Consider the following 12,073-nt stretch of genomic DNA (forward strand, 5'->3'; position numbering starts at 1 on the left):
CCTGTCTCAGTCGGTGAGCGAGCCAAAGCAGTTCGTTTCCATCCGAAGCGCAGGAGCCGGAATGGACGTGAGGTCCATGAGGACTCCGAGCATCGTATGGAAACGAAATGCGCAGGCGTAGCCGCCGAATGAGACGGGTTTTCAGCCGAGCATGTCCTTGATTGCTCTCGCCTGCTCGAGCGCGGCGTCGGCACTGTCGGCCATCACGTTGAAATGGCCCATCTTGCGGCCCGAACGTGCGTCGGTCTTGCCGTACAGGTGCAGCTTGGCATTCGGCGCGCTCATCAGCACGTCCCAGTTCGGCTCGGCGCCATTGGCACCCCAGACGTCGCCGAGCAGGTTGACCATCACCACCGGCCGCAGCAGGTCGGTCTTGCCCGGATACAGCCCGCACATCGCGCGGACTTGTTGTTCGAACTGGCTGGTCAGCGTGGCATCGAGCGTGTAGTGGCCGCTGTTGTGCGGCCTCGGCGCCATTTCGTTGATGACCAGCTCGTCGCCGTCGAGGATGAAGAACTCGACCGCGAGGACGCCGACATAGTCGAGCGCTTCGGCCAGCTGCATCGCCATCGAGCGGGCGCGTTCGGCGATGTCGGCCTTGAGGCGCGCCGGGACGATAGACACGTCGAGGATGCCGTTCGCGTGTTCGTTCTCGGCCGGCGGGAAGCTGGTGACTTCGCCGGCGCGGGTGCGGGTGACGATGACCGAGATCTCGGCGACCAGCGGCATCATCTTTTCCAGCACACAGGGCTGGTGCTTCAGGTCGGACAGGGCGGCGCGCGCCTCGTCGACCGTTTTCACCCGGACCTGGCCCTTGCCGTCGTAACCGAGGCGGGCGGTCTTGAGGATGCCCGGCAGGTAGGGGGCGAGATCGCCCTCGAGGTCGGCGGCGGTCTGCACCGGCAGGAAGGGTGCGGTGGCAAGGCCGGCGTTGCGGATGAAGGTTTTTTCGGCGACACGGTCCTGCGCGATCGCGACGCAGTCGCCGCTCGGCGAGACCGGCACGCCCTGGCCAGCAAGCCAGCGCATCGATTCGGCGTTGACGTTCTCGAACTCGGTGGTGATCGCCTTGCAGGTACGCACCAGTTCGGCCAGCGCGTCCGGGTCGTTGTACGGGCGGGCGATGTGCACGTCGGCGAAGTCGGCGGCCGGGGCTTTCGCATCCGGATCGAGCACGGTGACGCGGTAGCCCATGGTCCTGGCGGCGACGGCGAACATGCGGCCGAGCTGGCCGCCCCCGAGGATGCCGAGCATGGCCGGCGGCAGAATCGGCTTCACAGCCATGGTCATTCCTTCGATTTCATCAGTTGCAGGAGCGCAAAGCCCCAGCAGGCGAAGCCCCAGATCAGGCCGGCGGCCAGACCCAGCGGCAGAGCTTCAATCAGCGCGGCGCGCAGGCTGCCAAGGCCGAGCATTTGGGCGATCAGCGCCCAGAGCGCGCAGAACGGCAGTCCCCAGCCCAGCATCCCGCGCAGCAGCAGGCAGCGCCAGAATCCGCCTGCGCGAATCCGTTCCCAGCGCTGCCTGTCGTGGTTCATACCTCGGGCAGCGTCATCGCCAGCACGGTCTGCTTCTGCGTTTCGCGGAAGGCGGCAAGTTGAGCGGCGAGTTGCGGGTCGGTCGCGGCGAGCATCGCCACCGCGAACAGGCCGGCGTTGGCGGCACCGGCTTCGCCGATCGCGAACGTCGCGACGGGCACGCCCTTGGGCATCTGGACGATCGACAGCAGCGAATCCTCGCCGCGCAGGTATTTGGACGGCACCGGTACGCCGAGCACCGGCACGGTGGTCTTGGCGGCGAGCATGCCCGGCAGGTGGGCGGCACCGCCGGCACCGGCGATGATGCATGCCAGGCCGCGCGGACCGGCGGTCTCGGCGTATTCGAACAGCAGGTCGGGCGTGCGGTGCGCCGACACGACGCGGCATTCGAACGCGACGCCGTAGGTTTTCAACTGCTCGGCTGCGTGACGCATGACCTCCCAGTCACTGTTGCTGCCCATGACGACGCCGACCTTGACCATGTCCTACCCCGCGTAAAAGCGGAAATTCTACCGAATTCGCCCGCGCGGGGCAGCAATACCGACGGGCGTCGGCGCGGCAGGGGCGGATCAGGTCCAGTCGGCGTACAGCGTGGCCATGTCCGGCGGCTCCAGCTGGCGCACGACCTGGGCCGGATTGCCGGCGGCGAGCACGCAGGCCGGCACGTCGCGGGTGACGATGGCGCCGGCGCCGATGACGCTGTGGTCGCCGATCGTCACGCCGGCACAGATCACCGCGCCGGCGCCGATCCAGACATTCTCGCCGATGGTGATCGGCTTGGCCCAGAACGCCCAGCGCTGGCGCTCGGTCGGGTCGACCGGGTGCGTGGTCGCGTGGATGTGCACGTTCGGGCCGATCAGCGTGTGCGCGCCGATGCGCACCGGCGCGCCGCCCGAGAGCATTGCGCCGCAGTTGATGAAGACCTTGTGGCCGAAGCTGAAGTCGCGGCCGCGGGCGACGGTCAGCGGCGGCAGGATCCGTACGTCGCCGGCGTTGCCGAACAGTTCGGCGATGATCGCCGCGCGTGCGTCGTCGTCGGTGTGCCAGTCGTTGAAGCGGCGCAACAGCTCGACTTCGTTGCGCCAGTCGCCGGGTTCCCTGCCGAGGTCGCTGAAGGCGTAGCGTATCGTGGTGTCGGACATGGCGGATTTCCGGTTGGGCAGACCGCCAATTTACCGCTTGCGGCCGGGTGTCGCCCGACCGGCCGGCGAACTGGGCAAGCTCGGCATCAGAGCCTGGACAGTGCTGCGCGCATCCGCGCGAGCGCCGAATCGAGCGTCGCGCGCGGGCAGCCGAAGTTGAGCCGGACAAAGCCCGGCGCGCCGAAATCGGCACCGTCGGACAGGCCGACGCCAGCCTGTTCGAAGAAATGCTGCGGGTGCTGCAGGCCGGTGTCGCGGCAGTCGATCCAGGCGAGGAAGGTCGCCTGCGGCACGGTGACGCGCAGCCCCTGGACGCCGTCGAGCGCGCGGACGACCTCGTCGCGGTTGCTGCGCAGCACCGACAACAGCGCGTTGCGCCACGCGGCGCCGTCGCGGCAGGCGGCCTCGAGCGCGACATAGCCGAGCAGGTTCACGTGCGGGACGATGCCGCGCATGGACTTCTGGAAGGCGTGGCGGCGTTCGGCGTTCGGGATCACCGCGAATGCGCAGCCGAGCCCGGGGACGTTGTAGGTCTTGGACGGCGCCATCAGCGTGATCGTCCTTGCGGCGAGCTCGGGCGAGATCGCCGCGAACGGGGTATGCCGCGCGCCGGGCTCGAGCAGCAGGTCGCAATGGATTTCGTCGCTGATCACGGTCAGGTCGTGCCGTTCGGCGATCTCGCCGAGCCGGGCGAGTTCGGCCGGCGTCCACTGCCGGCCGACCGGGTTGTGCGGGTGGCAGAGCATCAGCGTTGCGCCGCGCGTGGCCGCGGCCTCGAGCGCGTCGAAGTCCCATTCCCAGTGGCTGCCGGTGTCGCGCCGGGTTTCGCGCAGCGGCAGCTTCACCAGCTTGCGGCCGGCGAACTGCGGTGCCGACATGAACGGCGGATAGATCGGCGTCGCGGTGATCACGTCGCCGTCGCCGCTGGCACGGCAGGCGACATTGAGCCCGGTGACCAGCCCGGGCAGCGGCACCAGCCACGCCGGTTCGATCGCCCAGCCGTAGTCGCGCAGGCTGGCGGCGAGCAGTGCGCCAACGGCGGTTTCGGTCGGCTCGCCGTAGGCGAAGATGCCCTGCGCGACGCGCGCGGCCAGCGCCTCGGTGATTGCCGGCGGGCTGAGGAAGTCCATGTCGGCGACCCACAGCGGCAGCACGTCGCGACCGGCGTACTTGCGCCATTTCAGGCTGTCGGCCACGTGCTGGGCGGCGGGGGTGGTGAAGTCGTACATGGCGGTATTCCTCGGAATCAATCCAGCGTAAGCATTTTTCGCTGTTTAAAGCCTATCCCAGTCGGCGGGCGAGCCAAAGCAGATTGGCCCCGCCCGGTGCGCAGAAACCGGAGTGTACGTGTTGGTACACGAGGGTTTCGAGCACCGGACGGGGGCAAGATGCGCAGGCGCAGCCGCCGAATGGGGTGGGCTTCAGTGGCGGTGGGCGAATTCGAGCTTTCTTTCCACCGCGCGCTGCACGCGTTCGAACAGCGCGCTGAGCATCCAGTAGATCGCCGCGGCGGCCAGGTAGAGCGGCAGCGGCTGGAAGGTCTGGGCGATGACTTCCTTGGTCGCGAGCATCAGCTCGGTCACGGTGATCACCGACACCAGCGAGGTGTCCTTGATCAGGCTGATCAGGCTGTTCGACAGGCTGGGCACGGCGAGGCGCAGCGCCTGCGGCGCGATGATGTGGCGCATCGTCTGCCACCAGTTCAGCCCGAGCGAGTAGCCGGCCAGCCACTGGTTGCGCGAGACGCCGGCGATCGCGCCGCGCATGCTCTCGGACAGGTAGGCGGCGACGTTGAGCGTCAGCGCGAGGATGCCGGCGGTCACCGGCTCGAATTCGATGCCGACGCTGGGCAGGCCGTAGTAGATGACGAAGATCTGCACCAGGAGCGGCGTGCCGCGCATCGCGCTGACATAGACGGCGGCGATCTGCGCGAGCACCGGCACGCGGGCGATGCGCACGAGTGCGACGGCAAAGCCGAGCGCGAGGCCGAGCACCATGGAGATCAGGGCGAAAAAGACCGTGTAGCCGGCGCCCTGGATCAGGAAGGGCGTGGCGGTGTGCAGCAGTTCGATCCAGCTATCGAGGGTGGATTCCATCCGGGCTCCGGAAAACGACATGCCCCCGACGGTTCAGACACGGCCGGGGGCACGGGGGCGGCAAAGGCGCTTATTTTGCCTTGGGCGCCTTGGATACGTCGATGCCGAACCACTTTGTCGAGATCTTCGCGAAGCTGCCGTCCTTGTGCATCCCGGCCAGCGCCTTGTCGATCGCGGTCTTGAACTGCGGGTTGCCCTTGGCGAACGGGATGCCCGATTTCGACAGCTCGCCGACCGGGGCGCCCGGCTTCACCGGCAGTTTCGATTCCCTGATCGCGAACGGGATCATCAGGCTGTCGTTCAGCGCCGCGTCGAGCCGGCCCTGCGCCAGATCCTGCAGGTATTCCGGCGCACCCGGGTAGGTCTTCACGTCGACGCCGGCGACGGCCTTGGCCATGTCGGCGTAGTTGGTGCCGAGGCCGAGGCCGAGCTTCCTGCCCTTGAGGTCGTCAAGCGACTTGAACTGACGGGTCTCGTTCTTGCGCACGATCAGCTGCGCCGACGAGATCGTGTACGGCTCGGAGAAGTCGAACACCTTCTGCCGTGCATCGGTGATGCCGACCTGGTTGATGACGACATCGAACTTGCCGGCCTGCAGCCCGGCGAGCAGGCCGCTCCATTCGCCGGTGGTGAAATCGGCCTTCACGCCGAGGCGGCGCGCGAGTTCGCGCGCGAGCTCGACCTCGAAGCCGGTCAGCTGGCCCTGCTTGTCCTTGAAGTTGAACGGGGGGTAGCTGCCCTCGAGCGCGACCTTGAGCGCACCGCGGCTTTTGACGGTATCGAGCAGGTCGGCGGCAAAGGCGGGTACCGAGATCGCGGCGGCGATCACCAGCAGGGCAAGTTTTTTCATATAAAGATAACCTTTGGTTATTTTGATTTGATTCAACATAACCAAAATAACATGTCGTCAATCGTCAGGCCATCAGGGTTATTCCCAGTCGGCGGCGACTGCGGGGCTACTGCGCCCACGGTAGCTGCCAGATCACGCCGAGCCCCCAGCGTGGCGTCTCGCTGCTGAACTGCTGCACGCCGCCGCCGAGGGTCAGCGCATGTTCGCCCATGGCAAAGCGCCGGCTCAGCGTCAGGCTGACCGGCGTATCCCAGTCGCCGTCGACGCTCCGGTAGGTGGTTTCGGCCTGCAGGCCCAGCGTCACGCCGCTCTCGAAGGTGTAGTTGGCGAACGGAAACAGCAGCGACTGCGGGTTGTCGTCGCGCAGCTCGTTGCCGACATAGCGCATCCGGCGGTTGGCCGAGAAGCCGACGATGAGCGTTGGATCGCCGAAGAAGGTCAGCCGCGCGGGGTCGTAGCTCGGCAGCAGCGCATTGGCGGCCTTGCCGGCAAGCCAGACCCAGGTCGTCGGCGCTTCGGACTCGGCCAGCGGTGTCGTGACGTTGAAGTCGAAATACGGCGGCGCCTCGTTGGCAAACGCCGCGGTGGCCGCAGCGAGCAGCAGCGCGGCCGACAGTTGGCGGGCGTGACGGGCCATGGTTCCCCCTCGGCGTTGCTGCAGAACGGTTTCACGGGTGAGATTCTTTCATAGCCAGCCGGGGCGCCATGTAAGCGGCGCGGCGACGAGCGGTCGGTTTGCGGTGCTTCGGGCGCCAAAGGCGTCGCACTATTACCACGGCCGGTTTGATGGTGCGCAAAGCGGGGCACGGCGTACGGGCGCAAAGTAGTGACCGTACCCAATCGTCATCGGCGTTCCGGCGACGGCCTCGGCCACGAGCTGCAGCCCGCCGCCGGATCGCCGGACCCGAACCGCAAGGAGTCAGCATGGCCACCACCGCATTCTTCATTCCCAACGTCAACCTGATGGGCGCCGGCTGCATGAGCGACGCCGCGAAGGCCGTCGCCTCGTACGGCTACAAGAAGGCGCTGATCGTCACCGACAAGGGGCTGGTGTCGACCGGCCTTGTCGGCCAGGTCGCCGAAACGCTGGGCCAGGCCGGCGTCGCCAGCGTGGTGTTCGACGGCACGCATCCGAACCCGACCACGGGCAATGTCGAGGCCGGGCTCAAGCTCCTGAAGGACAACGGCTGTGATTTCGTGATCTCGCTCGGCGGCGGCTCGCCGCACGACTGCGCCAAGGGCATCGCGCTGGTCGCGGCCAACGGCGGCAAGATCGCCGACTACGAAGGCGTCGACCGCTCGGCCAAGCCGCAGCTGCCGCTGGTGGCGATCAACACCACCGCCGGCACCGCCAGCGAAATGACCCGCTTCTGCATCATCACCGACGAGGCGCGCCACATCAAAATGGCCATCGTCGACAAGCACACTACGCCGATCCTGTCGGTCAACGACCCGGCGATGATGGCCGGCATGCCCAAGGGCCTGACCGCGGCAACCGGCATGGACGCGCTGACCCACGCCGTCGAAGCCTATGTCTCGACGATCGCCACGCCGATCACCGACGCGTGCGCGCTCAAGGCGGTCGAGCTGATCAGCCAGCATCTGCGCGCCGCCGTTGCCGACGGCAAGGACATGGTCGCGCGTGAACAGATGGCGTATGCGCAGTTCCTCGCCGGCATGGCATTCAACAACGCCTCGCTCGGCTACGTGCACGCGATGGCGCACCAGCTCGGCGGTTTCTATGACCTGCCGCACGGTGTCTGCAACGCGGTGCTGCTGCCGCACGTGCAGGCCTACAACGCCCAGGTCGCCGCGGCGCGGCTTGGCGACGTGGCCGACGCGATGGGCATCGACGTCGAAGGCATGAACGACGACCAGGCCGCGCAGGCCTGCCTTGCCGCGATCCGCCAGCTGGCCGCCGACGTCGGCATTCCGGCCGGGCTGACCGAACTCGGCGTCAAGGAAGCCGACATTCCGACGCTGGCGACCAATGCGCTGAAGGACGCCTGCGGCTTCACCAATCCGAAGCAGGCCACGCACGACGAAATCTGCGCGATCTTCCGCGCTGCGATGTAGGGGGGAGAAGGGCAAACCGCCGGCGCCGCGCGGACGACGCGCAGGCCGAACAGGCGGAAAGATCTGCGGCACAGCCGCAGACCAAACGATTCACGGGCCGGGTTCTACCCGGCCTTTTTCTTGCCTGGCATCAACGCGGTCAGCGCTTGCCGACCAGGCTGACACCGCCCATCACCACCGCAACGCCGAGCCACTGCAGCGGGCCGAGGCTTTCGTCGAGGATGCCGAGGCTCAGGACGATGGTGATCACCGGGCCGATGCTGCCGGCGATCGCGGCACGGCCGGCACCGATGCGCGCCATTGCCGCCGCCATCATCCAGATCGGCAGCACGGTGGCGACCAGCGCGGTGATCAGCGCGTAGCCGTAGACCGGCCACGGTTGCGAGAACAGCGGCGCCAGCGGTCGCGTCAGCAGGTACTGGATCAGCATTGCCGCGCCCGACACGGTCAGCGCTGCTTCGGTGAAGCGCATTGCGCCGATGCGTTTGATCACCCCCGAGCTGAAGGTCAGGTAGAGCGCATAGGCGACGGTGCTGGCGACGATCCACAGCAGCCCGACGACGTCGGCGTGTGCACCGGCCAGCCCCGGCCCGATCACGACGGCGATGCCGGCGTAGGTGAGCAGCAGCGCGCCGATCATTCGCCTGGTGACCGGCGTGCGGAAGAACAGCGCCGACAGCAGCACGGTCAGCGTCGGATAGAGATAGAGCACCAGCCGCTCGATGCTGGCGCTGACGGTAACGAGGCCGATGAAATCGAACAGGCTGGCGAGGTAGTAGCCGAGCAGGCCGAGTACCAGCAGCAGGCCCAGATCGCCGCGCGAAACCGGCGCGACCGGCGCCACTGCGCCACGCAGCTGCCGGACGAGTCGCCACGCGCCGATCAGCGCCAGCGCAAACCCGAGCCGCAGCGTCAGCAAGGTGACCGCGTCGACGCCGTGGCGGTAGGCGAGCTTGACGAACACCGCCTTGGTTGCGAAACCGGTCGCCGACAGGAAGGCGAGCAGCAGGCCGAGGCGTTGGGGCGACAGACCGAACAGGGCGGGCGGGCTGGCAGGACTTGGGGGCATGGCGGTCATCCTCCGGAAGGAAAGGGCGCCGCGATGGTTTTCAGAAGGGCATTGCACCGCGGCAGGGGGCTCGCGGTGGCCGGGCTGTCGAAGACCGTGGCGCTACCGCCGGGGGCGAACCAGCCACCAGGCGGCGTGCAGCAGAAGGGCGGTCGGGACGGCTGACATGCGTTCAAGCTATCAGCCGTTCGATGACGACGTCAACGGGCCGCCGATTCGGTGCGCATTGACGGCCGCGGTGTCGCTTGCCGCTGTGACGCTGTCGGCGGCATGCAACTGTCCATTGCCGTACCCGGGGCTCGTCCGCGAGACTGCTTGCACTGATTCCGCCCCGGATTACCCATGTCGCTGCTCAAGGATGTTTCGCTCTCGACCATCGTTGCCGGTTTCGTCACCGTGCTCGTCGGTTTCACCAGCTCGGCGGTGATCGTGTTCCAGGCCGCGCAGGCGCTTGGCGCGACCGAAGCGCAGACCGCGTCGTGGATGTGGTCGCTCGGGCTGGCGATGGGGCTGACGTGCATCGTGCTGTCGCTGCGCTACAGGGTGCCGGTAGTGACGGCGTGGTCGACGCCGGGCGCGGCGATGCTGGTGACCAGCGTCGCCGGCGTGACGATGGCCGAGGCGGTCGGCGCGTTCTGCATCAGTGCGCTCCTGATCATCGTCGCCGGTGCGACCGGCTGGTTCGAGCGGGCGATGCAGCGGATTCCGGTGGCGATCGCGTCGGCGATGCTCGCCGGCGTGCTGCTGCGCTTCGGCCTTGCCGCATTCACCGCGCTGCAGACGCAACTGGTGATGGTGGGGGCGATGCTGGCGGTGTACCTGGCGATGCGGCGGCTGTCGCCGCGTTACGCGATCGTCGCGGTGCTGGCGGTCGGCGTGGCGATCGCGGCACTGCAGGGCAGCCTGCGCTGGGGCGAGATCCGCCTCGAGCTGGCGCGGCCCGAATTCGTCATGCCGGCGTTCTCCTGGCATGCGCTTGCCAGCGTCGCGCTGCCGCTGTTCGTCGTGACCATGGCGTCGCAGAACGTCCCCGGCGTCGCAGTGCTGCGCGCGTCGAACTACCATCCGCCGATTTCGCCGCTGATTACCGCCACCGGCGTGACGACCCTACTGCTGGCACCGTTCGGCGCGTTCGCGGTCAACCTGGCGGCGATCACCGCGGCAATCTGCATGGGGCGCGAGGCGCACGAGGACGAAAAGCGCCGCTACACCGCGGCGGTGGCCGCCGGCGTGTTCTACCTGATCATCGGCATCTTCGGCGCCGCGGTCGCGACCTTGTTCGCGGCGTTTCCGCAGGAGCTCGTCGTCGCGCTCGCCGGGCTGGCGCTGCTCAACACCATCGGCAACGGCCTGACTGCGGCGCTGAAGGACGACGGTACGCGCGAAGCGGCGATGATCACCTTTCTGGTCACCGCCTCGGGCGTGACGCTGGCCGGCGTCGGCTCGGCGTTCTGGGGGTTGATTGCGGGGGCGGTGGCGTTGATGGCGCGGCCACGGGCTTGAATTTGTTTAGCGCCTTCGGCGCGGTATCAACGGCGTTGACTGCCGGTTCCGCCCGGCGGACGTGATACTTTCTTTTGCTTCGCCAAAAGAAAGTATCCAAAGAAAAGGCGACCCCACATCCGCGCCCCTTCGGGGTTCCCTGCGCTGCTCGCCGAACGCGGCGGGAATCGCAAACTCGCTTCGCTCAAACAGCGATCCCCGACAACCCCGCGCTCGGCTGTGCTGCTCGGCGCTTCTGAGGGGATCGGGGCGGTATGCCTCCGGCAGTGAACCAATACACGGCAAATCCGTTGCGGCGAAAAGTGCGCCGCCTTTCATCCCGTTCGCCAGCGCCGAGGAGTGGAGCGAGACGAGCCGGGTTTATGGCTTGGCTCGCGACCGATCGAGGGCAGCCCGGAGGGCCGTAGGGCGCGGGTCGCCTTTCTTTGGATACTTTCTTTGGCGAAGCAAAGAAAGTATCCCGTCTGCGCGGCGGAACGCGCATGTAAATGCTTTTACCCGCGCCGCAGGCGCTTACCCGGCACCCCAAGCACCACGCCGAAGGCGCTAAGCCTATCGCACGATTACAGCGTCGCCGTCAGCAAATCCGGCCCGAACACCTCGAAATGCACCCGCGCTGCCGCCACGCCCAAGCCCAGTAGCGCGCCGCGCTGCGCGGTCATGAACGCCAGCGGCCCGCACAGGTAGTAATCGGCATCGGGCCGGACGATCGCCGCCGCGTGTTCGGCCAGGTCAAACCGTCCGGCATGGTGGTAATCGGTGCCCAGCCGGTCTGCATCGCGCGCATCGTCGTAGAAGATCAGGTCGGCGATATTCGCCGCCGGCGCCAGCTCGCGCTTGAGGATGTGCCGGCCGCCGTGCGCGGCAACATGGACGAAGACGCCGGCCCGCTGCGGCTGGCGGGTGGCCAGATGCCGGCGCATCGCAACCATCGGCGTGACGCCGACGCCGGCCGAGATCATCACCACCGGCGTCGCCGCACCGGTGGCCAGCGCCAGATCGCCGAACGGGTTGCTGACCAGCCAGCGGCTGCCGACGTCGGCGTGGCGTGCCAGATGCATCGACACCAGCCCGTCCGGACGGACGTCGTCGCCGGCCTCCTGCTTGACGGTGATCCGCAGCGTCCTGCCGTCGGCGGCATCCGAGAGGCTGTACTGGCGCAGCTGGCGCAGGTGCGGCAGCTCGACCTGCACGCTGACGTACTGGCCGGGCCGGAACGCCGGCGGTGGCGCGTCGTCGGTCGGCAGCAGTCGCAGCGAGACGGCGACGTCGCCCTCGTTCACCCGTTCGACGACCTCGTATTCACGCAGGAAGCTCGCCGGGGTGATCCCGGCATCGTTGTACAGCACCGCCTCGCGCGCGATCAGCTCGCCGGCGAAGCGCCAGTACACGGTGTCCCAGGCCTCGGCGATCCCGGCGGTGACGGCGTCGCCGAGCACTTCGCCGATCGCCGCCATCAGGTGCCGGCCGACGATGGTGTACATGTCGGGCGAGATGCCGAGGCTGGCGTGCTTGTGGGCGATGCGGTTCAGCAGCGGTTCGATCGCGGCCGGGTGGTCGCAATGCTGCGCATAGGCATAGACCGCGCCGGCGAGCGCCTGCTTCTGTTCGCCCGACGCCTGGTTGCCCTGGTTGAAGACGTTGCGCAGCTCGGGGTGGGCGCCGAGCATCCGCTCGTAGAAGCGGCCGCTGATCGCGGTGGCGTTGGCGGCGACGACGGGCAGCGTGGCGGTGATGGTGGCGCGGTGGTCCGGTGCAAGCACGGGGTTCTTCCTTTTAGTGGTATATAAAATACAACA

General features: G+C 67.6%; 12 protein-coding genes. 2 read left to right on the forward strand and 10 right to left on the reverse strand.

Annotated features, from left to right (window positions below):
* Positions 1-141: 141 nt before the first annotated feature.
* From BJP62_RS11935 to BJP62_RS11970, 8 genes are all read right to left on the reverse strand, one after another.
* Complete coding sequence (locus BJP62_RS11935; protein ID WP_070529867.1) at positions 142-1,284, reverse strand: 5-(carboxyamino)imidazole ribonucleotide synthase; 1,143 nt, start codon at positions 1,282-1,284, stop codon at positions 142-144.
* Positions 1,285-1,286: 2 nt separating this feature from the next.
* The gene (locus tag BJP62_RS11940) at positions 1,287-1,538 is read right to left on the reverse strand and encodes a hypothetical protein (protein WP_070529868.1); all 252 of its coding nucleotides are present in this window, start codon (positions 1,536-1,538) and stop codon (positions 1,287-1,289) included.
* Positions 1,535-2,020 carry a 5-(carboxyamino)imidazole ribonucleotide mutase gene (purE, locus tag BJP62_RS11945; protein ID WP_070529870.1) on the reverse strand — a complete coding sequence of 162 codons (486 nt, stop codon included), beginning with the start codon at positions 2,018-2,020 and terminating at the stop codon, positions 1,535-1,537. Before purE ends, BJP62_RS11940 begins: the two co-directional genes overlap by 4 nt.
* 87 nt (positions 2,021-2,107) lie before the next feature.
* On the reverse strand, positions 2,108-2,680 hold the full coding sequence (locus BJP62_RS11950) for a sugar O-acetyltransferase (RefSeq protein ID WP_070529871.1): 573 nt from the start codon (positions 2,678-2,680) through the stop codon (positions 2,108-2,110).
* An 86-nt stretch (positions 2,681-2,766) separates the two neighbouring features.
* Positions 2,767-3,909: a MalY/PatB family protein gene (locus BJP62_RS11955; protein ID WP_070529872.1), complete on the reverse strand. Its 1,143-nt coding sequence runs from the start codon at positions 3,907-3,909 to the stop codon at positions 2,767-2,769.
* Positions 3,910-4,101: 192 nt separating this feature from the next.
* Positions 4,102-4,776, reverse strand: coding sequence for an amino acid ABC transporter permease (locus tag BJP62_RS11960; protein ID WP_145927193.1), 675 nt, complete (start codon positions 4,774-4,776; stop codon positions 4,102-4,104).
* A 70-nt stretch (positions 4,777-4,846) separates the two neighbouring features.
* A complete protein-coding gene (locus BJP62_RS11965) occupies positions 4,847-5,626 on the reverse strand; it encodes a transporter substrate-binding domain-containing protein (protein WP_070529875.1) in 780 nt (259 codons plus the stop codon).
* Between the two features lie 106 nt (positions 5,627-5,732).
* Positions 5,733-6,263 (reverse strand): hypothetical protein, encoded by a 531-nt coding sequence (locus tag BJP62_RS11970; protein ID WP_070529876.1) that lies wholly within the window; start codon positions 6,261-6,263, stop codon positions 5,733-5,735.
* A 287-nt stretch (positions 6,264-6,550) separates the two neighbouring features.
* On the opposite strand from BJP62_RS11970, the gene yiaY reads away from it, so the two are divergent.
* Complete coding sequence (yiaY, locus tag BJP62_RS11975; protein WP_070529877.1) at positions 6,551-7,702, forward strand: L-threonine dehydrogenase; 1,152 nt, start codon at positions 6,551-6,553, stop codon at positions 7,700-7,702.
* 139 nt (positions 7,703-7,841) lie between these two features.
* Here yiaY and BJP62_RS11980 read toward each other — a convergent pair whose 3' ends face one another.
* Positions 7,842-8,771, reverse strand: coding sequence for a DMT family transporter (locus tag BJP62_RS11980; protein ID WP_070532672.1), 930 nt, complete (start codon positions 8,769-8,771; stop codon positions 7,842-7,844).
* A gap of 342 nt (positions 8,772-9,113) precedes the next feature.
* Between BJP62_RS11980 and BJP62_RS11985 the strand changes: the two genes are divergently transcribed.
* The gene (locus tag BJP62_RS11985) at positions 9,114-10,274 is read left to right on the forward strand and encodes a benzoate/H(+) symporter BenE family transporter (protein ID WP_070529878.1); all 1,161 of its coding nucleotides are present in this window, start codon (positions 9,114-9,116) and stop codon (positions 10,272-10,274) included.
* Positions 10,275-10,837: 563 nt separating this feature from the next.
* On the opposite strand, the gene BJP62_RS11990 is transcribed toward BJP62_RS11985, so the two are convergent.
* Positions 10,838-12,037: a globin domain-containing protein gene (locus BJP62_RS11990; protein WP_070529879.1), complete on the reverse strand. Its 1,200-nt coding sequence runs from the start codon at positions 12,035-12,037 to the stop codon at positions 10,838-10,840.
* Between the last annotated feature and the right edge of the window lie 36 nt (positions 12,038-12,073).

Origin of the sequence: Jeongeupia sp. USM3 (assembly GCF_001808185.1) — a bacterium.
GTDB lineage: Bacteria > Pseudomonadota > Gammaproteobacteria > Burkholderiales > Chitinibacteraceae > Jeongeupia.